This window comes from Sphingomonas sp. GW821-FHT04B01 (assembly GCF_059420425.1).
Window position 1 is genome coordinate 306866 of sequence record NZ_JBWKTR010000003.1, and the last position, 23279, is coordinate 330144.

18 protein-coding genes are annotated in these 23279 nt (G+C 68.6%); 9 read left to right on the forward strand and 9 right to left on the reverse strand.

Annotated features, from left to right (window positions below):
- Positions 1–227 precede the first annotated feature (227 nt).
- Together AC07UH_RS10305 and AC07UH_RS10310 are read left to right on the forward strand one after the other, a co-directional pair.
- Positions 228–1574 carry a GntT/GntP/DsdX family permease gene (locus AC07UH_RS10305; RefSeq protein WP_495179898.1) on the forward strand — a complete coding sequence of 449 codons (1347 nt, stop codon included), beginning with the start codon at positions 228–230 and terminating at the stop codon, positions 1572–1574.
- Positions 1575–1595: 21 nt separating this feature from the next.
- Complete coding sequence (locus tag AC07UH_RS10310; protein WP_038660491.1) at positions 1596–2273, forward strand: FadR/GntR family transcriptional regulator; 678 nt, start codon at positions 1596–1598, stop codon at positions 2271–2273.
- A gap of 374 nt (positions 2274–2647) precedes the next feature.
- Here the strand turns inward: AC07UH_RS10310 and AC07UH_RS10315 are convergent, their stop codons facing one another.
- On the reverse strand, positions 2648–3187 hold the full coding sequence (locus AC07UH_RS10315; RefSeq protein WP_495180472.1) for a gluconokinase: 540 nt from the start codon (positions 3185–3187) through the stop codon (positions 2648–2650).
- 220 nt (positions 3188–3407) lie between these two features.
- Between AC07UH_RS10315 and AC07UH_RS10320 the strand changes: the two genes are divergently transcribed.
- The 3 genes from AC07UH_RS10320 (at position 3408) to AC07UH_RS10330 (ending at position 10166) form a co-directional block, all read left to right on the forward strand.
- A complete protein-coding gene (locus tag AC07UH_RS10320) occupies positions 3408–6455 on the forward strand; it encodes a glycosyl hydrolase family 28-related protein (protein WP_495179897.1) in 3048 nt (1015 codons plus the stop codon).
- Between the two features lie 134 nt (positions 6456–6589).
- Positions 6590–9670, forward strand: a complete 3081-nt coding sequence (locus tag AC07UH_RS10325) for a TonB-dependent receptor plug domain-containing protein (protein ID WP_038660493.1) — start codon at positions 6590–6592, stop codon at positions 9668–9670.
- A 133-nt stretch (positions 9671–9803) separates the two neighbouring features.
- The gene (locus AC07UH_RS10330; RefSeq protein WP_495179896.1) at positions 9804–10166 is read left to right on the forward strand and encodes a thiol-disulfide oxidoreductase DCC family protein; all 363 of its coding nucleotides are present in this window, start codon (positions 9804–9806) and stop codon (positions 10164–10166) included.
- A 14-nt stretch (positions 10167–10180) separates the two neighbouring features.
- On the opposite strand, the gene AC07UH_RS10335 is transcribed toward AC07UH_RS10330, so the two are convergent.
- Positions 10181–11374, reverse strand: coding sequence for a DUF2252 family protein (locus AC07UH_RS10335; RefSeq protein WP_495179895.1), 1194 nt, complete (start codon positions 11372–11374; stop codon positions 10181–10183).
- 71 nt (positions 11375–11445) lie between these two features.
- Positions 11446–12132: an HAD family hydrolase gene (locus tag AC07UH_RS10340; RefSeq protein WP_038666544.1), complete on the reverse strand. Its 687-nt coding sequence runs from the start codon at positions 12130–12132 to the stop codon at positions 11446–11448.
- 151 nt (positions 12133–12283) lie between these two features.
- Between AC07UH_RS10340 and AC07UH_RS10345 the strand changes: the two genes are divergently transcribed.
- The 3 genes from AC07UH_RS10345 (at position 12284) to AC07UH_RS10355 (ending at position 14327) form a co-directional block, all read left to right on the forward strand.
- Positions 12284–12589 carry a hypothetical protein gene (locus tag AC07UH_RS10345; RefSeq protein WP_038660502.1) on the forward strand — a complete coding sequence of 102 codons (306 nt, stop codon included), beginning with the start codon at positions 12284–12286 and terminating at the stop codon, positions 12587–12589.
- A gap of 29 nt (positions 12590–12618) precedes the next feature.
- A complete protein-coding gene (locus AC07UH_RS10350; protein ID WP_495179893.1) occupies positions 12619–13248 on the forward strand; it encodes a hypothetical protein in 630 nt (209 codons plus the stop codon).
- Positions 13249–13400: 152 nt separating this feature from the next.
- The gene (locus AC07UH_RS10355) at positions 13401–14327 is read left to right on the forward strand and encodes an MlaA family lipoprotein (RefSeq protein WP_495179892.1); all 927 of its coding nucleotides are present in this window, start codon (positions 13401–13403) and stop codon (positions 14325–14327) included.
- A gap of 5 nt (positions 14328–14332) precedes the next feature.
- Here AC07UH_RS10355 and AC07UH_RS10360 read toward each other — a convergent pair whose 3' ends face one another.
- Positions 14333–15358, reverse strand: coding sequence for an MDR family NADP-dependent oxidoreductase (locus AC07UH_RS10360; RefSeq protein ID WP_495179891.1), 1026 nt, complete (start codon positions 15356–15358; stop codon positions 14333–14335).
- A gap of 148 nt (positions 15359–15506) precedes the next feature.
- On the opposite strand from AC07UH_RS10360, the gene AC07UH_RS10365 reads away from it, so the two are divergent.
- Positions 15507–16094 (forward strand): TetR/AcrR family transcriptional regulator, encoded by a 588-nt coding sequence (locus AC07UH_RS10365; RefSeq protein WP_495179890.1) that lies wholly within the window; start codon positions 15507–15509, stop codon positions 16092–16094.
- Positions 16095–16105: 11 nt separating this feature from the next.
- Here the strand turns inward: AC07UH_RS10365 and AC07UH_RS10370 are convergent, their stop codons facing one another.
- The 5 genes from AC07UH_RS10370 to AC07UH_RS10390 all read right to left on the reverse strand — a co-directional run bounded on the left by AC07UH_RS10370 (position 16106) and on the right by AC07UH_RS10390 (position 23250).
- Positions 16106–16822 carry a fatty acid desaturase gene (locus AC07UH_RS10370; RefSeq protein WP_495179889.1) on the reverse strand — a complete coding sequence of 239 codons (717 nt, stop codon included), beginning with the start codon at positions 16820–16822 and terminating at the stop codon, positions 16106–16108.
- Positions 16819–17286: a sterol desaturase family protein gene (locus AC07UH_RS10375; protein ID WP_038660516.1), complete on the reverse strand. Its 468-nt coding sequence runs from the start codon at positions 17284–17286 to the stop codon at positions 16819–16821. The genes AC07UH_RS10370 and AC07UH_RS10375 overlap by 4 nt, the downstream gene beginning before the upstream one ends.
- A 112-nt stretch (positions 17287–17398) precedes the next feature.
- Positions 17399–19705 (reverse strand): GH92 family glycosyl hydrolase, encoded by a 2307-nt coding sequence (locus AC07UH_RS10380; protein WP_495179888.1) that lies wholly within the window; start codon positions 19703–19705, stop codon positions 17399–17401.
- Between the two features lie 238 nt (positions 19706–19943).
- Entirely contained in the window at positions 19944–21059 is a 1116-nt protein-coding gene (locus tag AC07UH_RS10385) for a Gfo/Idh/MocA family protein (protein WP_495179887.1), read from the reverse strand.
- Positions 21060–21153: 94 nt separating this feature from the next.
- Positions 21154–23250 (reverse strand): right-handed parallel beta-helix repeat-containing protein, encoded by a 2097-nt coding sequence (locus tag AC07UH_RS10390; protein WP_495179886.1) that lies wholly within the window; start codon positions 23248–23250, stop codon positions 21154–21156.
- Between the last annotated feature and the right edge of the window lie 29 nt (positions 23251–23279).

Consider the following 23279-nt stretch of genomic DNA (forward strand, 5'->3'; position numbering starts at 1 on the left):
AGATCCCGGCGAACGTCCACTCGGTCTCTGCCGCTGTGCAGTGTTCCTGCGAACGCAGGAACCCAGGGCCAAGCAGAACAACGCCTTACGGTGCCCGGGACCACTGGGCTCCTGCTTTCGCAGGAGCACTGGTGGAGATCGGCGGAAGTTCCCAACCAGTCCGGGGTGACGAGATGGGTGGGGACACTCCCCCAGTCGAACCTTCCCCCCGCCGCGGCGGTGTCGCGATGACCGGCGCGGACATCCGGCTCGTCGTCGCGGCGCTGGCCGGCATCCTGCTCGCGGTGCTGATGATCGTGCGCGGGCGGCTGCATCCCTTCATCGGCCTATTGTGCGGCGCGTTCGCGGTCGGGCTGTTCGCCGGGCTGCCGCTGCCCGATATCGCCAAGGCGGTGCAGAAAGGCGTCGGCGACATCATCGGCGGCACCGGGCTGGTCGTCGCGCTCGGCCTGTCGCTTGGTGCGATGCTGCACCTGTCGGGCGCCGCCGCGGCGCTGGCGCAGAGTGCGCTGCGGTTGACCGGCGCGCGCGCCGCGCCATGGGCGACGCTCGGCATCGCGATCGTCATCGGCCTGCCGCTGTTCTTCGAAACCGGGCTCGTGCTGCTGTTGCCGATCGTCGTCGCCGCCGCCGAGGCGATGGCCGGCGCGGACGATGCCGATCGCGACGCCGCCAAGCTGCGGCTCATCATGCCCGCGCTCGCCGGACTCGGCGTCGTCCACGCTTTGGTGCCGCCCCATCCCGGCCCACTGCTCGCGGTCGAGGCGCTCGGCGCCAATCTCGGCAAGACGATGCTGTACGGCATCCTGATCGCCATCCCGACCGCGATCCTCGCCGGGCCGGTGCTCGCACGATTCGTCACCCCGGGGGTCCGCCTCGCGCCGCCGCTGCTTCACGACCACCGGCTCGATCTCGCGACGCCGGGGCGGCTGGCGTCGCTGGCGATCGTGCTGCTGCCGGTGCTGCTGATCGCCACCGGCGAGCTCGGCCAGATGGCGCCGGGGCTGAAGGGCACCGGCTGGCTGGTCGCGGCGAGCAATCCGGTGATCGCGCTGCTCGTCACCAACCTGCTGGCGCTCCCCCTGCTGTTCGGCCGGCGGCTGCGCGAAGCGAAGATCCAGGACGCGGTGTGGCACGAGACGATGGCGGCCGCCGGCGCGATCCTGCTGGCGATCGGCGCCGGCGGCGCGTTGAAGCAGGTGCTGGTCAGCGCCGGCCTGTCCGATCTGCTCGCACGGCTGGTGCTGATGTATGCGGTGTCGCCGTTGCTGCTCGGCTGGCTGGTCGCGGTCGGCATCCGCCTCGCCGCCGGGTCGGCGACGGTGGCGACGATCACCGCGGTCGGCATCATGCCGGGCGTCGTCGCCGGATCGGGCGTCTCGCCGGAGCTGGTGGTGCTGGCGATCGGCGCGGGCTCGGTGTTCTTCAGCCACGTCAACGATCCCGGCTTCTGGCTGGTGAAAAGCTATGTCGGCACCAGCACCGCGGACACGTTCAGGACCTGGTCGCTGCTCGAGACGACGATTTCGGTGGTCGGGCTCGCGCTGGTGGTCGCGCTCAGTTATGTCGTCTGACACGTGCGGGGGAAGACAGCCATGAGCGAAGTCCGGCTGGTCGATCGCGCGTACACCGCGATCGTCGCCATCATCAACGACGAGCGGCTCGCGATCGGCGACCGCCTGCCCTCCGAATCGCGGCTCGCCGCCTCGTTCGGCGTGTCGCGGACGATCGTCCGCGAGGCGCTGGCGCGGCTCGCCTCGGACGGGATCACCGCGGCGCGGCGCGGCGCCGGCTCCTACGTGCAGCGGCGGCCGTCCGAACGGCTCAGCACGCACATGCCGATGGACGCGCTCGCCAAGACGCTCGGCACCTACGAGGTCCGCTTCGTGCTCGAATCGGAGGCGGCGCGGCTCGCGGCGCAGCGCCGCTCGCCGCAGCAGCTCGACGAGATCGAACGCACGCTGGCGGCGCTGCGCAGCGCCCTGCTGTCGAACGCGCCGGCACATGACGAGGACTGGCTGCTCCACCGCGCGATCGTCGAGGCGACGGGCAATTCCGCCTTCGTGCCGGTGTTCGACCATCTGCAGGACGAGGTGATGCGCATCCTGCGCGCCGGCGTCGACATCTCGCGCTCGCGACCGCCCGAGGTGATCGGCGCGATGATGGCGGAGCATGACGCGATCGTCGATGCGATCCGCACCCGCGATGCCGACGGCGCCGCGCTGGCGATGCGCTGGCATCTGTCGCAGGGGCGCAAGCGGCTGATGCCGTGAGGCAGGCCGGGTTCCCTCAGTCGCCCAGCGTTTCCCTATCCTCGCCGTTCGCCTTCAGCCGGTATAGGTGCCTGAGTCTCACCTGCCCTTCGACAGGCTCAGGGCAAACGGTGGGATATGTGGTGGTCTGCACCTGCGACCGGAGGTTGCCGATTGCCGATCCATGCCAGCGCTTCCGCGGTAGACACCTCCACCGGTCGGGCGGCGTCGAACGTCACCGCGGGCTCGTTGGGCACAGGCTGCTCACGTATGGCGAACTGGTCGCCGGGCGTTTCCCTACCCGCGCCGTTCGCCCTGAGCTTGTCGAAGGGCCTGAGACTCTCCGCCCCCTTCGACGCCGCCTGCGGCGTCGCTCAGGACAGGCTTCGACAGGCTCAGGGCGAACGGTGGGATATCCGGTGGTCCGAACCTGCGGCCGTAGGCTGCCGGTCGCCGATCCACGCCAGCGCCTCCGCGGTCAGCACCTCCACCGGCCGGGCGGCGTCGAGAGTCACCGCAGGTTCGTCCGCCGCCGGGCGTTCGAGCGTGGCGAGCTGGCTGCCGAGCAGGCTGGGCGGCATATAATGGCCCGAGCGCGTCTCCATCCGGCGGGCGAGCTCGGCCGCGCCGGTGTCGAGCAGCACGAACAGCAGCGGCACCGCCGAGGCGGCGGACAGCCGCTCGCGATAGCTGCGCTTGAGCGCCGAACAGGCGGCGACCGCGACGTGGCCGGGCGCCGCCAGCGCCGCCTCGCCGAGCGCCGTGCCGAGCCGGTCGAGCCACGGCCAGCGATCCTCGTCGGTGAGCGGATGCCCCGCCTGCATCTTGGCGACATTGGCCCGCGAGTGGAATGCGTCGCCCTCCAGCACCGGACAGGCGAGCGCCGCGCCGAGCCGCGTCGACAGCGTCGACTTGCCGCTGCCGCTCACGCCCATGACGACGACGGCATATGCGCGATCGGTCCCTGCTTGTCCCTGCACGCGCTACCCTTGCGTTCGAGGCCGGCCGAGCTGCCGGCGTGACGATAACGCCGCTATCCCGCGTCCGTGCCCGGCTGACCATTACGACCTTTGTCGCAATCGTCGCGTCGTGCGCGCGATCCTACTCCCGTTCGATAGCCGGATGCCCCACGACTTCTTCAAGGATAACGCCGTGATGACAGCCAAATCCCGCGCGGCACGCCGCCTCCGCCCCCTCGCGGCGTTGCTGCTCGCCGGCGCCGCGACGCCGTCGCTCGCCGCGACGCCGTCGGTCTCCACCTTCGCGACCGCACCGGCCGACCCGCGTGCGGTGACGGTCGCGGGCAAGGGCGACGGTACGGCCGACGACAGCGCCGCGATCCAGCGCGCGATCGATTCGGTCGCGGCGCAGGGCGGCGGCGGGCTCGTCTTCCTGCCGACCGGCCGCTACCGCATCACCCGCACATTGTTCATGCGGCCCGGCGTGCGGCTGTTCGGGGTCGGCAAGCGCCGCCCGGTCATCCTCCTCGCGCCGCAGACGCCCGGTTTCCAGCGCGGTGTCGGCAGCATGGTGTTCTTCACCGGCACGCTGCCCGTCCGCCCCGGCGAGCCGCCGCGCCCGCCGGTGCCGGTGCCGCCGCCGACCAGCGTGCCGTTCGATCCGGGCATCGCCGACGCCAATTCGGGCACCTTCTATTCGGCGATGGCCAACGTCGATTTCGAGATCGGCGACGGCAATCCGGCGGCGACCGCGGTGCGCTTCCACGCCGCGCAGCACGCCTATCTCAGCCATATCGACTTCCATCTCGGCTCGGGCCTCGCCGGCATCTATCAGGTCGGCAACATCGGCCAGGATCTGCGCTTCTTCGGCGGCCGCTACGGTATCCTCACCGAAAAGCCCTCGCCTGCGTGGCAATATACGCTGCTCGATGCGACCTTCGAGGGCCAGCGCGACGCCGCGATCCGCGAGCATGAGGCGGGTCTGACCCTGGTCAACACCGTGTTCCGCAACGTGCCCGTCGGCGTCGAGATCGATCGTGGCTATGGCGACTGGCTGTGGGGCAAGCAGGTCCGATTCGAGAACGTCTCGCAGGCCGGCGTCGTCATCAGCAACGAAGGCAATGCCTATACGCAGATCGGCTTCGAGGATGCGACCGCGGTCGGCACGCCGGTGTTCGCGCGCTTCCGCGACAGCGGCAGGACGGTGGCGGGATCGGGTGCCCGCTATCGCGTCCGCGCCTTCAACTACGGGCTCACCGTACCGGCGCTCGGCGCGACGGGCAGCTTCGCGACCCGGATGGACGCCGCCCCCCTCGCGCGCGATCCGAAACGCCCCGCCCCGGCGATCCGCGCGCTGCCGCCGGTCGCGGCCTGGACCAACGTGCGCGACCTCGGCGTCACCGGCGACGGCAGCACCGACGATACCGCGGCGCTGCAACGCGCGATCGCCAGCCGGCGCGTGCTCTATTTCCCCGCCGGCTTCTACCGGGTCAGCGATACGCTGACATTGCGCGCCGACAGCGTGCTGATCGGCCTCCACCCCAGCCTGACCCAGATCGTCCTCGCCGACGACAGCCCCGCCTTCCGCGGCGTCGGCAGCCCGCGCGCGCTGCTCGCCAGCGCCAAGGGTGGCGACGCGATCGTTTCCGGCCTCGGTCTCGCCACCGGCGGCCGCAACCCGCGCGCCACCGCCTTGCTGTGGCGCGCCGGCGAGCGGTCGCTGGTCGACGACGTCAAGTTCCAGGGCGGTCACGGCACCTTCCGCGCCGACGGCAGCCGCTTCGATCCCTATAATGCCGATCACAGCGGCGATGCCGATCCCAAGCAGCGCTGGGACGGCCAATATGCCAGCCTGTGGGTGACCGACGGCGGCGGCGGCACGTTCAACGGCCTGTGGACGCCGAGCACCTATGCCGCCGCCGGGCTGCTCGTCTCCGACACCGATACGCCGGGCCACGTCTACCAGATGTCCGCCGAGCATCACCGCCGCGCCGAGATCGTGCTCGACCGGGTGCGCAACTGGGAGTTCCTCGCGCCGCAAACCGAGGAGGAGGCGGGCGAGAGCCGCGACACGGTGGCGTTCGAGATCCGCAACTCGCGCGACATCCTGTTCGCCAACCTCCACGCCTATCGCGTCACCCGCTCGCTGCAGGGCGCGCCGGCGGCGATCACGCTGACCGGCTCGACCGGCATCCGCTTCCGCAACGTGCACGTGAATGCGGAAAGCGGCTTCTCCACCTGCGACGCCGCCGGCTGCGGCACCTATCTGCGCGCGAGCAAATATCCGTATGAAAACGCGATCCGCGACATCACGCGCGGCGCCGAGGTGCGCGAGCGCGAATTCGCGGTGCTCGACGTCACCGACGCGCCCGTCGTCGCCCCCTCCACCGCGATCCCGGTGACGCGGGTCGCCGGCGGCTTTCACGCGCTCGGCGGCGGCGCGGTCGACCGGGCCGGCAAGCTTTATTTCGTCGACCGGCCGATGCAACGCATCCACGGCTGGAGCGCCGGCGAGGGCCTGTCGGTGGTGTCCGACGCGCCGCTCGATGCGGTCAATCTCGCAGTCGACGGATCGGACCGGCTGATGGTGCTGTCCTCCGCCGGTGCCGCCGCGACCGTCTACAGCCTCGATCCCCGGCGCCCCGCCGCGGTCGACGTGCTGGCCGCCCGTCCGGCCGCAGCCCACCCGCGGATCGTCCTGCCGGGCAGCCTGTGGAACAACGGCGAGTTCCGCGACCAATATGATCCGGCGACCGACCGCTTCACCACGCTCGCCGAGATGTTCGCGCGCGACATGGCGATCGCCAAGCCCCGCGAATACGTCTCGCCCGACGGCAGCCTCGCCCTCCCCGCCTTCCGCGTCTGGCAGCAGGGGCCGGCGGATCACCGCGGCTGGCGCTTCTCGGATACGCTCGACACCTATGGCCTGATCACGGCCAGCCCGGGGACGCGCGTCTATCTCGCCAATGGCTCGGAGGATCGCACCTACAGCGGTCTGGTCGGTGCCGGCGGTGCGGTGACCGATCTCAAGCCGTTCGCGGCGCGCGGCGGCGAGAGCGTCGTCGCCGGTCCCGACGGGCGCGTCTACGTCGCCAACGGGCAGGTGTTCGTCTATGCCGCCGATGGCAGCGAGCAGGGCCGCATCGACGTGCCCGACCGGCCGCTGCAACTGCTGTTCGGCGGTGCTGACGGTCGCACGCTGTTCATCCTGACCCACCACGCGCTCTACACGGCACGCCCCTGACGTCCTGCCGAAGCGGTACGAATCGACTTTGGTCGTAGATGCCGCGGCGCCCGTCTTTGGCTAGAATGATCGCGGTATCAGGGAATCAGACCGGTGGAGCCCGGCGCGGACCCTGCGGAAAAAGGGGATGGATGATGAAGATGGTCACGCGCGATCGGCGACGGCTTGCAGGCATTTCAGGTAACGTTACCAGCGTCGCGGCACTTGCGGTGATGCTGGTGTCGGTGCCGGCCTTCGCGCGGCCGCTGCCGCAGCAGGACCAGTCGGCGGTGCCCGATTCGACCCGTTCGGCCGACCCCGCCGCGCCCGATCAGCTGACCAAGCCGACCACCACCACCGATGGCACCGCCGACGCGCCGCAGGCCGAGGCGCCGGCGAGCGACATCGTCGTGACCGGCACGCGCATCACCGCCAACGGCTTCAACGCGCCGACCCCGACGACGGTGATCGGCGAACAGCAGATCCAGCAGAATGCCCAGGCGAACATCTTCAACACCGTCGTGCAATTGCCCTCGCTGCAGGGATCGACCGGTGCGACGACGGGCACGTTCAGCACGTCGAGCGGCCAGCAGGGGCTGAGCTCGCTGTCGCTGCGCGGCCTCGGCACGATCCGCACCCTGACGCTGCTCGACGGACAGCGCGTCATCGGCGCCAACGTCACCGGCGTCACCGACATCAGCCAGTTCCCGCAATTGCTCATCAAGCGCGTCGACATCGTCACCGGCGGCGCCTCCGCCTCCTACGGATCGGATGCGGTCGGCGGCGTCGTCAACTTCATCACCGATACCCGCTTCACCGGTGTCAAGGGCAACCTTCAGACCGGCGTCACCACGTATGGCGACGACGGTCAGGTGCTGGCGCAGCTCGCGGTCGGCAAGGCGTTCGCGGGCGACAAGCTGCACGTCATCCTCAGCGGCGAATATGCCAAGGATCAGGGCGTCGGCCCGGGCAATTTCGGCGAAGATCTCGCCGGCAGCCGCGACTGGTATCGCGCCTCGACGCTGGTCGACACCGGCAACCGCGCCGGCGGCACGCCGCAATTCCTCTACCGCGACCATGCCCAGGCCTATCAATATACGAAATATGGCCTGATCAGCAGCGGCCCGCTGCAAGGCACGGCATTCGACTTCAACGGCAACCCCTTCCCGTTCCAGTACGGATCGAACGGCGTGCCGTCGAAGACCGCGGGTGGCAACGTCATCGGTTGCTACGTCGGCTTCTGCGTCGGCGGCGATCAGTCGGGCCATGTCGGATCGGGCACGTCGCTGCAATCGGCGCTCGAGCGGATCAACGGCTACACCCGCGTCGGCTACGACATCGCGCCGGATACGGAGCTGTACGTCACCGCCAATATCGCGCAGGTCAAGACCAGCAACCAGCCCAACCCCGGTGCCTCGAAGACCGGCCTGACCATCCAGTGTTCGAACCCCTATCTGCCCGCATCGGTCAGCGCCGCCTGCGCCGCCAACGGCATCACCACCTTCGGCTACGGCCTCAGCAACGCGATCCTGCCGAACATCAAGGTCAATACCGATCGCCGCCAGTATCGCTTCGTCGGCGGCCTGAAGGGCAAGGCCGATGTGCTCGGGTCCAACTGGACCTATGACATCTATTACGAACACGGCATCAACATCACCGACATCAACGTCGACAACATCAGCCTGAACGGCCGGTACAATCAGGCGATCAACGCGACGACGCTCAACGGCCAGATCGTCTGCGCCAATGCGACCGCGCGTGCCAACGGCTGCCAGCCGATCAACATCTTCGGCGGCGCGGCGCCATCCGCCGCGGCGCTCGCTTATGTCGTGCCCGAGAACGGCCCGTTCCAGCATACCCGCCAGACGCAGGATGCCGCCGCGGCCAGCATCTCGGGCACGCCGATCGATTTGTGGGCGGGTCCGCTCGCGATCGCGATGGGCGTCGAATACCGGCGCGAGGCCTATCGCGTGAACGCCGATCCGTACGGCGCCGGGGTATCGGCGATCAGCCCCAATTCGGCCGACTATCCGGCCGATCCGATCCTCAACTCGACGATCGGCAGCAACTGGTACGCCGGGAACTACAAGAACGGTTCGGGCAAATATCACGTCTACGAGAGCTTCCTCGAACTCAACCTGCCGATCCTCGACTCGGCGGCGCTGGGCAAGGCCAGCATCAACGGCGCGGGCCGCGCGACCAAATATTCGACCTCGGGCGTCATCTACGCCTGGAAGGTCGGCGGCACCTGGGAAACGCCGCTCGATGGCCTGCGCCTGCGCGCCGTCACGTCGCGCGACGTACGTGCGCCGAACCTGTCCGAACTGTTCGCCGCACCGACGACGACCACCGTCCCCAACTTCACCGATCCGCGCACGACGGCGGCCAATCCCAACGGGCGCCAGCTGCTCATCATCCAGAACACGATCGGCAATCCCAATCTGCGCCCCGAGACCGCACGCAGCACCGAAGCCGGCATCGTCTATGCGCGCCCGTCTTGGCTGCCGGGGCTCAGCCTGTCGTTCGACTATTACAAGATCAAGGTCAGCGACGTCGTCTCCAGCCTGTCGGCGCAGCAGATCGTCAATCTGTGCTACATCTCGAACCTGCCGGACACCTGCGGCGCGTTCAATCTCGACATCGCGCCCGGCAGCAACCAGACCGCGTTCGTCAACGTCCAGTCGTTCAACCTCGCCTCGATCAAGACCGAGGGCTTCGACATCGAGGCGAGCTACCAGTGGCGCAATCCGCTGGGCCTCGGCGGCAACTTCACGCTGCGCGGCCTCGGCACCCACGTCATCAACTTCATCACCGATCCCGGCCTGCCCGGTACCATCCCGGTCGACAGCGCCGGCGCCAATTCGGGCGCGACGCCGAGCTGGAAGTGGCTGGCGATCCAGAGCTACGACAACGACCAGTTCAGCCTGCTGCTGCAGGAGCGCTGGTTCAGCGACGGCGTGTTCGGCAATCAATATGTCGTCTGCTCGACCGCCTGCCCGGTCTCGACCGCCAACAATCCGACGATCGACTATAACAAGATGAAGGGCGCCTTCTACTTCGACATCGGCGGCTCGCTCAACGTCACCAAGCAAGTCAGCATGTTCTTCAAGGTCGACAATCTGTTCGATCACGATCCCGAGGCCTCGCCGCAGACCAACACCGGCCTCGACGTCAATCCGGCGCTGTATGACACGCTGGGCCGCTTCTACCGTCTGGGTGTCCGCGCGCGGTTCTGACCCGGACTAAGGCTTCAAAGGCGTCCCCCACCTCCCCCGTCATGACGGACATGATCCGGCATGACGGGGCGTTTTTGAACGCCGGCGTCCTGCGGCCGGGGGAACGGCGCGACGCCCGAGCCATTGAGGGGGAATGACACCCCCCATTCCCGCTACCGGCGTCACCGTCTGGCACGACGGCAATTGTCCGTTATGCCGGCGGGAGATCGCGTTGATGCGCCGGCTCGACCGTCGCGGCGCGATCACCTTCGTCGATGCGGCCGACACCGACAGCATCTGCCCGATCGACCGCGGCGCGCTGCTCGACCGGTTCCACGCCAGCGAGAACGGCACCTTGCTCTCCGGCGCAGCCGCTTTCGCCGCGATGTGGCGCGCGATCCCGCTCCTGCGCCCGCTCGGCCTGCTCGCCCGCCAGCCGTTGGCGTTGCGAGTCATGGAACGGGCGTATCGCCGCTTCCTGCGTCTCCGCCCCCGGCTCCAGCGCCTGCTCCGGTGATCCGACGGGTGCCGTCAGGCGCCCATCGCATATTGCCGGCAATGATTGAGATAGCCCGCCTCATGCAGCCCGGAGAGCGCGACGACGCTTTCCCATAGCCAGCCCGGCGCGTCGATCGCGCCGCGCCGGTCGGCATCGAGCACTCGCGTCCAATCGGCGCGCTCGTCGCGGCTGAGCTGCCGCGCATGCGCCTTGCCGACGACGAAGGCGAGATAATGCGCCGCCTTCACCGCCTGGCCGGCGCTGAACTGCTCGACCTCGAGCTTCAGATCCTGCGGCGAGAGTTCGCGCACGAACAGCGACCGGTCGAGCATCCGCGCCGCGACCATCCGGCTGCCGAGATGCGGCGACAGCGCACGTGCCGCGGTCACGACGCGCACCGCCTGATCGGCCGGCATCGTCGCGCCCCGCGCCGCCGGTGCGATCGGCGCGGTCGCCTCCTTGAGGTCGATCAGCGCATAATCCGACCGGCCCTTGGCGTTCTTCAATCCGGCAATCGCCGCGAAGCGCAACAGGCCGAGCGAGCTGCACCCCTTCATCCAATAGGCCGCATCGACGAGCCGCACCGTGCGATCGCGATCCTTGTCGTCGAGCGCGAGGACCAGCGCGGTGACGTCGGGCTCGGCGAGCACCGCCGCGAGCGCGCCGCGCTCCTCGCCGTCGAGCGGCCAGAATTTGTCGCCGAGCGGGATCGTCGGCTCGGCGGTGCGCAGCCGCTCCTTGGCGAGATGGCGCCAGCGCCGACCGAGCGCGCGGCGCCTGACGCTGCGCACCACGTCTGGTTCGGGGCCGCTGTCGTCGCCGCCGGGATCGCGCATCGCGCGGGCATAGCCGGTCACCATCTCCTCGATCATATGCGCGGTCGTGACGCCGGGCAGGTCGGAGCCGCGCGCCGCGGTCGCCAGCGACAGGCCGAGGCGGATGAGGTCATGCGCGGGATTGCCGATCACCGCCTGGTCGAGGTCGCGGATCTGGATCGCGATCCGTCCGTCGCCGTCGTTGATCGGCCCGAGGTTGCCGAGGTGGCAATCGCCGCAGATCCAGATCGCCGGTCCTTCGGGCACGTGCCGCGACGCTCGCGACTCCGCCAGCCATTCGTAGAATTTGACCGTGTTACCCCGGACATAGGCATGGGTCGAACGCGCCATCTTCAACTTGCGCTTGGCTTCGAGGATGGCGCCGCGTTCGGCGGGACGGGGTGTCGGCATCGATGTCCTTCGGATCAGCAATACTATGTAACGCGCGCTGACCCGCATGGGTTACATCGGACCGGCGAATTTCAGGCGGTCGGGTTACCGGCGCCGAGCGGTGACGCCGCATAATCGGCCAGCAACGCGGCGGCATCGTCGTAGATCGCCACCGCACCGGCGCGCGTCAGCACCGCATCGGGGAAGCCGCCGGAGCGCACCGCGACCGCGGCCATGCCGCATTTCGCCGCCGCCTCGATGTCATAGGGGGTGTCGCCGACGACGATCACCTCGTCGGGAGCCAGCCCGTCGAGCTTGGCGAGCGCGGTGGCGAAGATGTCCGGCGCCGGCTTGGTCTGTTCGACGTCGTCGCCGCTGGTCGCCTCGCCGACCAACGCGCGGGCATCGAGCAGCCCGAGATAATGGTCGAGCTCTTCGCCCGATGCGGATGAGGCGAGCACGACCTGCTGGCCGTTGCCATGAGCGTGCGCGAGCAGCGCCCGCGCATCGGCGAAGGGTTTGGCGCGATCGAGATACTTGGTCTTGAACGCCGCGCCGTGGGCGTCGCCGAGCTTCTCGACCGCGTCGTCGTCGAGATCGGGAAGCAGCGTCGGCACCAAATTGTCCGTGCCCTTGCCGATCTGGTCGTGGATCGTCTGCCGGTCGAAGCGGGCGCCGATCCCGGCGAAGGCCTCTTCCCAGGCGAGCACGTGGAAATCGTTGCTGTCGACCAGCGTGCCGTCGATGTCGAAGAGAATGGCCTTGATCTGCTTGGGCATGATGCGTCCGATGATTGGGGAAAAAATCGGCGGCGCGATCGGCCACCTCGTCCCATCGCCAACCAGCGATCGAGCGCTAACGTTCCTTTTCAAGGGCTTGTCCCCTTTTCTCGGTGCCGCGCGTTGGCCGGCATCTGAAGAGGAGACGTCCATGTTTCGTTATGTGATCGCGGCAACCGCCATGACCCTGTTCGCCGGCGGTGCCGTCGCGCAGACCGCCCAGACCGGCTCGCACAACCCCGCCGTGAAGAATGGCGCGCCGCACACGATCGCCGCCCCCGCGAAGGGCGCGAACTCCTTCACCGAGGATCAGGCACGCGGCCGTCTCGCCAAAGCCGGCTATACCGGCATTACCAAGCTGACCAAGCGCGACGGCCTGTGGCAGGGCACCGCGATGAAGGCAGGCAAGCGCGCGACCGTCATGCTCGACTACAAGGGCAACGTCACCAGCCGCTGATCGAGCCCATTGTTTCCAGGAGAGATTTAATGACCCAGACCATCACGCGCCTGTTCGACGATTATGCCGACGCGACCAATGCGATCCGCGAGCTCGAGACGATCGGCGTCCCCCACGACCATCTCAGCATCGTCGCCAGCAATGCCGACAAGCGCCACGGCGAGCACGTCGACCAGGACGATGACAGCATCAACGACCATGGCGACGTCAGCCGCGGTGTATCGACCGGCGCCGTGCTCGGCGGTGCCGGCGGTCTGCTCGCCGGTCTCGGCCTGCTCGCCATTCCCGGCCTCGGCCCGATCGTCGCGGCCGGCTGGCTCGCTGCAACCGCAGCCGGTGCCGGCATCGGCGCGGCAGGCGGCGCGGCGACCGGCAGCATCGTCGGCGCGCTCAAGAACGCCGGCCATGACGAGAATGACGCGCACGTCTATGCCGAGGGCGTCCGTCGCGGCGGTTCGTTGGTCAGCGCCAAGGTACCCGACGAGCTGGTGAGCGAAGCGGAAGCCGTGCTCGAGCGCAATCGCTCGGTCGACGCGCAGAGCCGCGGCGCGAGCTATCGCGAGTCCGGCTGGACCAGCTTCGACGACAGCGCCCCGGCCTATACCGCCGACCAGGTGCATGAGGAGCGCGCGCGCTACACGACCGGCTCGCGCCTCTAATAACCCCGCCGCTCCCGCCGACAACGGGCGGGAGCGGTACTTTTTGCGCAGATCGTCACGCGCCCTGCCGCTTCTTGGTGGCTTGTTAAGTCCGGCTGTGGTTGATCATCCTTCGTCCGCCTACAATTGTCGAAAGCGGCTGATGGGGTGGTATGCTGAGCCTAGTGTTGTGGACGACGGTATCGGCACTGGCCCCTGCGCCCGCGATACAGGACGTCGCCCTCCCCGCTGATCCCGTCGCGGCGCCGCTGATCGCGCCCCTGCCCGTCCAGACCGCGGTGCCGGCACCCGAGCCCGCGCAGGACACCCGCCGCGTCGAGCCGACGATCACCGAGTCCGCCGACATCGTCGTCACCGCACGGGAGAATTCCGCCAAGATCGATCCGCTGCGCGCGCTCAACGAGCGCTCGTTCGAGGCGACCGAGGCCGTCGACAAGGCGCTCGTCGCGCCGATCGCGCGCGCCTATAAGAAGACCGCGCCCAAGCCGTTCCGCGACGGCGTCCACAACGTGCTGTACAATCTGCGCGAGCCGGTCGTGTTCATCAATTTCCTGCTCCAGCACAAGATCGGCAAGGCGGTCGAGACGGTAGGCCGTTTCGGCATCAACACGACGATCGGCCTGCTCGGCGCGTTCGACATCGCCAAGCGCAAGCCCTTCAAACTTCCCCGCCGCGGCAACGGCTTCGCCGATACGCTCGGCTTCTACGGCGTGCCGCCGGGTCCGTTCATGTTCCTGCCGCTGGTCGGTCCGACGACGGTACGCGACCTGATCGGTGGCGGCGTCGACCGGCTCGTCCTGCCGATCGCCGCGGGGCGCCGCGTGACCAGGCCCGCCTTCGTCATCCCCGCCGCAGTGCTCGGCGTGCTGGATCATCGCTCCGAGTTCGACGACACGCTGCGCACGCTGCACGAAGACGCCGCCGATCCCTATGCCAACACCCGCACCTTCTACCTGCAGCGCCGCCAGGCCGAGATCGACCATCTCCGTGGCCGCGGTACCGGCAGTTCGAGCCCGATGTCCGAAGCGCCCAAGGCCCCGATCGACGAGCGCGGTCGCGAGGTGAAGACGGCGCCGTGAGGCGGTCACCCTTGCTTTAGCGCGACGATGACGACGCCGCGCAGCCGCCCTTCGCAGGCATCGTGCAGGGCTTGCGGCGCAGCGTCCAGGCCCGCCACCATCGTCCGGGCGAAGTGGAGCCCGGCGTCGCGCTGCCACGCGATCCATTCGGCAAAGGCGGCGATGTCGCGATCGGCACTATAGCCGCGCAGCGTGATGTCCTTGAGGATGAGCTGGAACGAGTCGAGCGCCGCGGGGGCGACGATGCTGGCCCCCTGCCGGTCCAGTTCCGCGGTCAACGCGCCGAGCAGCACGAACCGCGCGCCCTCGCGCGCGGCGCCGATCGCGGCGACGAGGTGGGCGCCGCCCACCATGTCGACGAAGACATCGATGCCGTCGGGCGCCGCGGCCGCCAGCTGGTCGGCGAGCGGGCCGCCGTTGCGCAGCACCGCCGCATCGTAGCCGAGGTCGGTGCGCATCCAGTCCGCCTTGTCGCGGCTCCCGGTACTGCCGATAACCCGCGCCGCGCCGAGCCGCCGCGCGACCTGGCCGGCCATCGATCCGATCGCGCCGGCGGCGCTCGACACGAAGACGGTGTCGCCGGGGCGGATCCGGATACCGCGGGTCAGCGCCGCATAAGCCGTCCAGCCATGGCCGAGATAGGCCGCGGGTTCGATCGGCCCGCGTCCCAGCGCCACGCACTGCTCGACCGGCACGACGGCATGGTCCCGCCAGCCGAACGGATGCGAGACGAAATCGCCGACCATAAAACCGCTCTCGGGCGGACAGGCGAGCACCTCACCGATCGCACGGTCCGCCAGCGTATCGCCGGGGCTGAGCGCCGGGAAAGGTATCCCCTCGACCGCCTGCGCGTCGCGATCGGCCATCAGCCGCGTCGAGATCGAAATCCGGAACCAGCGATTGCGCACGACGACGTCCGTCGGCCCCGGTGCCGGCAATTGCGTCTCCGCGATCACGAGATCGGACGGCTGGATCATCGCCTCCGGGTGGCGCGCAAGGCGTACCTGACGGCATTTCGGCATGCTGGTCATTCGCGGCTCCTCGATAAGCGGCGCGATCAAACACGCGCCCGAGGAATCGAATTACCGGTGTGACTGTCGGTCAGTCAATATGCCGAGCTCTTCTCTTGCTGTCGGTTTCGCGGCAGGGATCATCGCCTGCACCATCATGGGAGCCGACGTGGCGAGCAAACCCCGCACCAAGCCTGCCGATCAACGGCGTGACGATCTGATGAACGCTGCCGAGCGCCTGTTCCTCGACCGGGGCGTCGCCGCGACGACGATTGAGCAGATCACGTCCGGGGCGGGGGTGGCGAAAGGCAGCTTCTATCTGCATTTCACTGCCAAGGAGGATGTCGTCGCGGCGCTACGCCTGCGCTTCGCCGAGCGCGTCGGCGGCATCATCACCAGTGCGGTCGATCGCGTCGCCACGGGTGACTTCAGCGAACGGCTGGCCGCTTGGCTGACCGCTTGCGCGGAGGGCTATGCGACGTTCGCCTCGCTGCATGACATGGTGTTCCGCGATGTCCCGCCGCCGACAAACGCCGGTCTGGCCGACAATCCGTTGATCGACGGTCTCACGCAACTGCTCGCCGCCGGCGACGCTGCGGGAGCATGGCGGCTCGAAGACCCGCGGTTCACCGCCATCTTCCTGTTCAACGCGCTGCATGGCGTGATCCTCGACGCCGGCCGATATGGCGGCAGCGACGCGCTCGCCCGTCGTATCGTCGATCACGGTTTCCGGCTCGTCGGTCTGTCGGCGGAATAGCCCGTCGCTGGTCAGCCGCGCTTGATGCGCGGGAGCTGCCACCACGGGGTCTGCGGGCTGAGGTGATGCTCGTGGTGATAGGCGCCGAAGTGGAAGCAGGTCGCCAGCGAGGCGAGCGGCGACAGCGAATTGCTGCGCGCGTTGTGCGTGTCGGCGAACGGCGTCTCGCCGTGACGGTGGGGCAGATAGGTGCCGAACAGGAACAATTGCGCCAGCGCTAGCAGCGCCGGCACCGCCCAGAACAGCACGATGTTGAGCAGCGACGCGCCGAGCAGCATGTAGACGACCGCCGCCAGCGTGATCCGCAGGATCTGGCCGTGGGTGTAATAGCCGCGGAAGAAATGGACGAACCACGGCAGCGCGCGGCGCGGCGCGGCGGCGTGGAAATCGGGATCGTGCTCGGTGCCGGGCGCGGCGTGATGCGCGTGGTGCATCGGGTAGAGCGCGCGATAGGACAGGCCGGCATAGGCGCCGAGGCACAGGGTGCCGACGACGACGTTCCACGCCCGGCGTCCGGGTGCGAACGATCCGTGCATGCAATCGTGCGCGACGATGAAGAGGCCGGTGCTCAGCCACGCCTGCACCACGATCAGCAGCAATGCGACCGGCACCGTGGCGGCGCGCCACTGCCAAAAGAAGATGCCGCCGATATGGATGGCGAGCCACGCCGCGCCGATCGCGGCGGCGAGCAGCAGGCTGTGGCGCGTATTGCCCCGATCGGGGCTCATCGCCCGACGCGATCGGCGAGCTTGCGCTTCAGCTTCGCCGGATCGGGTGCGAACAGGAAGCCGAAGCTGACGCCGCCCTCCTTGCCCTTCACCGCATGGTGCAGCCGGTGCGCCTGCAACAGCCGCTTGGAATAGCCGCGCCGCGGCACCCAGCGCATGCCGAACCGCTGGTGGACCATCATGTCGTGGACGAAGGCGTAGATACCGCCATAGACGGTGATGCCCAGCGCCGCCCACCACAAGGGTTCCCAGCGCAGGCCGACGACGAACAAGGTCACCACAATGACCGCAAAGGTGATCGCATACAGATCGTTCTTCTCGAACGCGCCCTCGTGCGGCTCGTGATGCGACCGGTGCCAGCCCCAGCCCCAGCCGTGCATGACATATTTGTGCGTCGCCCAGGCGAAACACTCCATGAACAGCACCATGCCGACAACCACAGCCAGCTTCTCGTACCAGGCCACCGCCTACTCCTATCGCGTCCGAGCCATCACTCGGGGAGGACGACGTCTTCAGTATCTATGCCATAACCGCGGTCAAACAAGGCCGTAGTGGCCGGTCGCCGCCGCCCCGCCGTCACCGCGCGGACATAGAGAAGGGCCGTGCCGCCCGCCCGGTCGCCCAGCCTTTGTTCGGGGTCGCCGCCATCGTGAAGCGCAATTCGCCGCCCGCCCGCAACTCCGCGTCGCGCAGATAGCTGCGCGCCAGCGGCACGCCGTTCAGCGTCACCGCAGCGATATAGCGGTTGGTCGCCGACAGGCCGTCGGCGACGACGACGAAGCTTTTGCCGTCAGGCAGGTTGAGCGTCGCGCGATCGACGAACGGCCGGCCGATGACATATTCGTTCGATCCCGGCGCCACCGGATAGAAGCCGAGCGCGGTGAAGACGAGCCACGCCGACATCTGACCGAGATCGTCGTTGCCCGCCAGACCGTCCGGCGTCGGCCTGTATTGCGACGCGACGATCTGCGCGAGCCGCTCCTGCGTCCGCCACGGCGCCCCGGCGTAATCGTAGAGATAGGCGACGTGATGGCTGGGTTCGTTGCCGTGGATATATTGGCCGATCAGTCCGGCGATATCCTCGGCGTGGCTATAGTCGAGCTTCGAATTGTCATAGTCGAACATCGCATCGAGCTTGGCGATCGCCCTGGCGTCGCCGCCGAGCAGGCGGAACAGGCCGGCCTGATCCTGCGGCATGAACCAGCTATATTGCCACGCATTGCCCTCGGTATAATCCGAGCCGTAATTGATCGCGGTCGGATCGAAGGGCGTGCGGAACGCGCCGCTCGACAGGCGCGCGCGCAGCCAGCCGGTCTTGGTGTCGAAGCTGTTGCGCCAGTTGGCGGCGCGTTTCTCGAAGCGCGCGGCGATCGCGTCGCGCCCCATCGCCCGCGCCATTCGTGCAATCGTCCAGTCGTCATAGGCATATTCGACCGTCTTCGACGCGGCCTCGGGCTCCTTGTCGATCGGCACATAGCCGCGCGCCATATAGTCGCCGAGCCCGCCATAGGGGGCATAGTCTGCGCTCGCGACCATCGCGTCGAGCGCCGCATCGGCGTCGAAGCCGCGGATGCCCTTGAGATAGGCGTCGGCGATCACCGGCGCGGCATGATAGCCGATCATCGTCCAGGTCTCGCGCCCGGCGAATTGCCATACCGGCAGGATGCCGTCGGGACTGAACCGGCGGCTGGCGACGAGCGAGCGCACGACGTCGACCGTGGTCTGCGTCGGCTGGACCAGCGTCAGCAGCGGATGCTCGGCACGGAACGTATCCCATAGCGAGAAGGTCGAGCGGAAGGTGAAGCCGTCGGCGCGATGCACCTGATCGTCCGGCCCGCGATAGCGGCCGTCGGCATCGCTCCATACGCTCGGCGCGAGCAGGGCATGGTAGAGCGCGGTATAGACGGTGCGGCGCATCGGCGCGGGGGCGGCGATCTCGACCGCGCCGAGCGCCTGCGTCCACGCGGCGGCGGTGCGCGCGCGGATCGCGTCGAAGCCGCCCGCCTCGGCCTCGAGATTGGCGACCGCGCCGGCTTCGTCGACGCCGGACAGCGCCACCTTCACCTCCAGCGGGGCGGCAAGCGTACCGAAATCGAGCCGCGCCTCCAGTGCCTTGCCGAGTTTCTCGGCGACCGCCTCGCTGCCCCGGCCCGGCCCCTGAAAGCCTTTGTAGGTCACCGCGGCGTCGCGATCGACGAAGCCATGGCCGGTCAGCGGTGCGGAGAAGCGCATCGCGAAATAGAGCTTGCGGCCCGGCGCCCAGCCGCGCGTCTCGCGAAAGCCGGTCAGCGTGCCGTCGGGGCGCAGGTGCAGCCCCGACCACAGGATCTTGCCGGGATAATTGTAGAGCGACGAGCGCAGGTCGATGACCAGATGCGCGGGCGTGCCGGCGGGGAAAGTGTAGCGGTGGACGCCGGTGCGGGTGCCGGCGGTCAGTTCGGCACGGATGCCGCCGTCGGCGAGCGTCACCGCATAATAGCCGGGCCGCGCCGTCTCGCTGGCGTGATCGAAGCGCGAGCGATAGCCCGAGCCGGGCTTCGCCGGATCGCCCGGATCGAGCCGTGCCGTCCCCGCCTGTGGCGCGACCAGCACGTCGCCGAGGTCGGAATGGCCGGCACCGGAGAAATGGGTGTGGCTGAAGCCCTGGATCGTCGGATCCTCGTAGCGATAGCCGGCGGCATGGCCGTAACAGGCGCGGATTTCGCAGCCGGTATCGGTGTCGGGGGACAGCTGGACCATGCCGAACGGCGCGGTGGCGCCGGGGAAGGTATGGCCCTCCCCCGCCGTGCCGATCATCGGATCGACCGCGTCGATCGGCGCCCCCGCGCTCTGTGCGAAGGCGGGGTCGGACAGGAGCAGGGCGAGAAGGAAAGCGTAGCGCATGCAGCGAGTTAAGCAGGTGTCGCGCGACGGGGAAAGGCCGCGGATGCAGTTGCGTCGCCGACACGGCGGGGCTGAGCGCGATCGGTTTCGCGCTGACCGATTCCAAAACACCCCATTACCCCGGACTCGTTCCGGGGTCCACGGTCCCGCAGGAGCAACGCCTTCCGCTCCTACGGGCCGGTGGATGCCGGAACGAGTCCGGCATGACGGGTGGATGGACGGGCGCCGCCCGCCCCGCTTACGCCGACTGCGGGATGATGCTGATCATCTCGTCCTCGCCCGGCTCCTTGGCGGGCTTGAGCTTGATCGCCTGGTCGGGCTCGACGTGGCGGCTGCGCGTCATCGGCTCCAGCCTCACCGTCTCGCCGGTTTCGAGCGAGCGCTCGACAGCGGCCAGCACACGCATGTCGAGCAGGCCTTCCTCGCCATCCGCCTCGGGATGCGCGTCGTTGAGGATGCAGTCCGAGAAATACTGCGTCTCGTTGCCGAATTGCTCGACGGGATCGAACTTATGCTCCTTGCTGCCCTCGCTGGTCTTCTCGACGTAGCGGATGCCGATCTTCGGGCCGAACATGAAGCTCGGCGAGGCATGGATGCTCGCCTTGGTGCCGACCAGTTCGAAGAATTCCGACGAGGCGGTGGCGTAGCTTACCGTGAATTGCGCGACACGTTCGCCGGGGAAGCGCAGCGTGACCGCGACCGTGTCGTGGAAGTTGAAGCCGCGGTCGGGCGTCTTGGTGCCGACGGCGTGGACCGCGATCGGCTCCAGCCCGAACAGGTTGCGCACCGCGTTGAGCGGATAGGTGCCCATGTCCGGCACCGGCCCGCCCCAATAGCCGTTGTGACCGCGCGAATTGGCCTCGGCGACGTTCTGCGCGAAGGCCGAGACGAAGCTGCGCAGTTCGCCGAATTCGTTGTTGCGCGCGCGGGTGATCATCTCGACCGTGCCGGGCTCGTGATGCAGGCGATAGGCGATCATCAGCTTCGCACCGCGGGTCTTCTGCGCGGCGAGGATCTGCTCGGCCTCCGCGACGCTCGACGCCATCGGCTTTTCGAGCAGGACGTGGATGCCCGCCTCGAGCGCCGGCACCGCATATTGCATGTGGAGGAAATTGGGCGTCGCGATGTACACCGCATCGATCTCGCCCGAGGCGAGCAGTTCGGCATATTGCTCGTAGGTCCACGCCTTGATGCCGTAGAGTTTGGCGAGCTTGTCGGCCTTTATCGGATCGCCGGTGACCAGCGCCACCAGTTCCGCATTGTTCGTGCGCGCGACGCCCGGCATGAACGCCTGCTGCGAGATCTGGCCGCCGCCGACGACGGCGTAGCGCACCTTCTTGGTGTGTCCGAACATGTTTCGGCCTTTCTGATCGATGACTGGGGATGCCGGGACGAACGAAGCGCCCTCGCGATCGTTGCACCGCACCATCCCTTCGCCGGCCGCGCGATCAGGGGCGTTGCGGCTCGGGTTGCACCCCGCTGTCGGCGATCACCTTGCGCGCCGCCTCCGGCCAGGCATCGCCGACGATGGCGACGTTCTGCTCGGCGACGTTGTTCAGATAGTCGGTCCAATTCCCCTGCAGCCGGCCGGAATTGTACCAATTGCCGATCGCGCGATTGTCCATCGCGGTGCGCTTGGGCGCGATATGATCCTGCGTGTTGAGGTTGAGCCAGACGCCCCCCACCCGGTCGACGACGTTGCCGCGAACCGTGACATAGCGCGACCCCTCGTCCAGGTAGATGGCGATGCCGCCCGAGCCGGCGATGTCGGATACGTAATTCCCCGCGATCAGCGCGCCGGGATCGGCGGAGAGATGATAGATCGCGCCGCCGTCGGGGAACCATTGCTTCACCCGCGACACGCGGTTGCCGACGATCACCGTGTCGCGCAGCGTCGTCGGCGTATCGTAGATGCGGTTGCCGGGCGCGTCGTAATAGCCGCGCTGCGCGCGCCAATATTCGGCGCTGCCGCCCGGATCGTTGGTCCCCCAGCCCCAGCCGACGTCGATCCCGTCATAGGGCGCATCGGACACGTCGTTGTTCATGATGACGGTGCCCGAGGCGTAGGTGACGAGGATCGCCGATTGCTCCTTATAGTCGCGCGAGACGCCGCTGATCCGGTTGTTGCGGATCAGGATGTCGCGCAGCCCCATCTCGGGCCGGGCGGGATGATGCGCGTCGGGCTGGACGCCGCCGACCATGATCGCTCCGCCGGCGAGATCGGTGAAGCGGCTGCGCGTCACCTCGATCGCGCTGGTACCGAGACCGACTCCGGCGGCATTGGCGTCGGCGTTGTTGCCGATGCCGAGCGCGACCTGTCCGAGCTGAGTGAACCGGTTGTCGTCGAAGACGATCCGGCTCGCCGCGGCGACCTGGATCGCGGCGGGCTGCTGGTGGAAGCGGTTGCGCATCGCCTCGAACGGGCGGCAGCCCCAACTGCAATCGCGGATGGGATCGCCGGGATAATCGGGCAGTTCGCCGGCGAGATAGGAGCCGCTCTGCTGGCTCGCATAGCCCTCCGGCCCGGCGGGCTGCCGCCAGCTCGTGTCGCGGAAGTCCAGCCCGCGAAACTGAAGGTCGCGCACCGGCCGGTCGTAGCTGCCGGCGATCGACAGCAGATGGTCGAGCCGCGGCAGCACCACCGCGATCCGGTCCATCGCCTCACCCGCGCGCGGCTTGTAATAGAGGCGGCCGGCAGCGGGATCGGCGTAATATTGGCCGGGCTCCCGCAGGAAGGCGAGCGCGTTGACGAGGAACATGCGCGCCACCTCCGCGGAGACCGGCCGCGCGAACGTGTCGTAGCCGACCAGATTGTTGCGCCAGCCGGGCTGCTGCATCACGATCCGGTCGCCCTCGATCCGCTCGACCATCGCGTGGCGGTGGGTGAACCAGCTCATCCCTTCCACCGCGATGCGGCGCTGGTCGGGCAGTTGCGCGAGCGTCCGCCACGCCGGGTCGGTGATCGTCAGTCCCCACGGCGCGAACGTCACCGCCGCCCGCGGGATCTCGATCGCCGCGCGTTGCGCGAGCCGGCCGCCGACGCTGAGTTGCAAGGGATCGCTGCCCGACGGGATCGGCGCCGCCCAGATGCCACGCTTGCGATCCGCCAGGCGCCAGCCCTCGACCGGCACGCCGCCCGACAGCGTCGGATAGGCGCCCGCCGCCCCCTCCCAGCGGACGGTGAAGCCGTTCTGCCCGCCGTCGTCGGCGGTAAAGCGCAGCGGCGCCGCCAGCCGATAGGTGCCGGCGGCGATCCGCACGGTGACGTCATGGTCTTTGTTGCGCTGCTGCACCGCCGCCTGCGCCCGCGTCAGGCTGGCGAACGGCCGCGCGGCCGACCCGTCGCCGTCGTCCGACCCCTCGGGCGCGACGTGGAGGACGATCGGCACCGGATCGGGCCGGTTGGGGATGACGATCCGGTGCGGCCCGGTTTGGGCGGCCGGCGGCGCGACCCGCGGCAGCACCGGGCCGGCGGGCAGCTGCGCGCCCGCCGGCATGACCGTGAGGACGACGGCCGCGACCGTCAGCGCCCGATACTTCCGCATCTCGTCTCCTCACCGCGCCCCGTTGCTGG

Excerpts from the sequence above, each read along its gene's own strand:
- AC07UH_RS10345 (WP_038660502.1), top strand. The coding sequence starts at position 12,284 with ATGTTTCGTTATGTGATCGCGGCAACCGCCATGACCCTGTTCGCCGGC.
- AC07UH_RS10335 (WP_495179895.1), bottom strand. The coding sequence starts at position 11,374 with ATGCCGACACCCCGTCCCGCCGAACGCGGCGCCATCCTCGAAGCCAAG.
- AC07UH_RS10340 (WP_038666544.1), bottom strand. The coding sequence starts at position 12,132 with ATGCCCAAGCAGATCAAGGCCATTCTCTTCGACATCGACGGCACGCTG.
- AC07UH_RS10310 (WP_038660491.1), top strand. The coding sequence starts at position 1,596 with ATGAGCGAAGTCCGGCTGGTCGATCGCGCGTACACCGCGATCGTCGCC.
- AC07UH_RS10355 (WP_495179892.1), top strand. The coding sequence starts at position 13,401 with ATGCTGAGCCTAGTGTTGTGGACGACGGTATCGGCACTGGCCCCTGCG.
- AC07UH_RS10390 (WP_495179886.1), bottom strand. The coding sequence starts at position 23,250 with ATGCGGAAGTATCGGGCGCTGACGGTCGCGGCCGTCGTCCTCACGGTC.
- AC07UH_RS10350 (WP_495179893.1), top strand. The coding sequence starts at position 12,619 with ATGACCCAGACCATCACGCGCCTGTTCGACGATTATGCCGACGCGACC.
- AC07UH_RS10325 (WP_038660493.1), top strand. The coding sequence starts at position 6,590 with ATGAAGATGGTCACGCGCGATCGGCGACGGCTTGCAGGCATTTCAGGT.
- AC07UH_RS10370 (WP_495179889.1), bottom strand. The coding sequence starts at position 16,822 with ATGAGCCCCGATCGGGGCAATACGCGCCACAGCCTGCTGCTCGCCGCC.
- AC07UH_RS10320 (WP_495179897.1), top strand. The coding sequence starts at position 3,408 with ATGACAGCCAAATCCCGCGCGGCACGCCGCCTCCGCCCCCTCGCGGCG.
- AC07UH_RS10380 (WP_495179888.1), bottom strand. The coding sequence starts at position 19,705 with ATGCGCTACGCTTTCCTTCTCGCCCTGCTCCTGTCCGACCCCGCCTTC.
- AC07UH_RS10360 (WP_495179891.1), bottom strand. The coding sequence starts at position 15,358 with ATGACCAGCATGCCGAAATGCCGTCAGGTACGCCTTGCGCGCCACCCG.
- AC07UH_RS10305 (WP_495179898.1), top strand. The coding sequence starts at position 228 with ATGACCGGCGCGGACATCCGGCTCGTCGTCGCGGCGCTGGCCGGCATC.
- AC07UH_RS10330 (WP_495179896.1), top strand. The coding sequence starts at position 9,804 with ATGACACCCCCCATTCCCGCTACCGGCGTCACCGTCTGGCACGACGGC.
- AC07UH_RS10385 (WP_495179887.1), bottom strand. The coding sequence starts at position 21,059 with ATGTTCGGACACACCAAGAAGGTGCGCTACGCCGTCGTCGGCGGCGGC.
- AC07UH_RS10315 (WP_495180472.1), bottom strand. The coding sequence starts at position 3,187 with ATGGGCGTGAGCGGCAGCGGCAAGTCGACGCTGTCGACGCGGCTCGGC.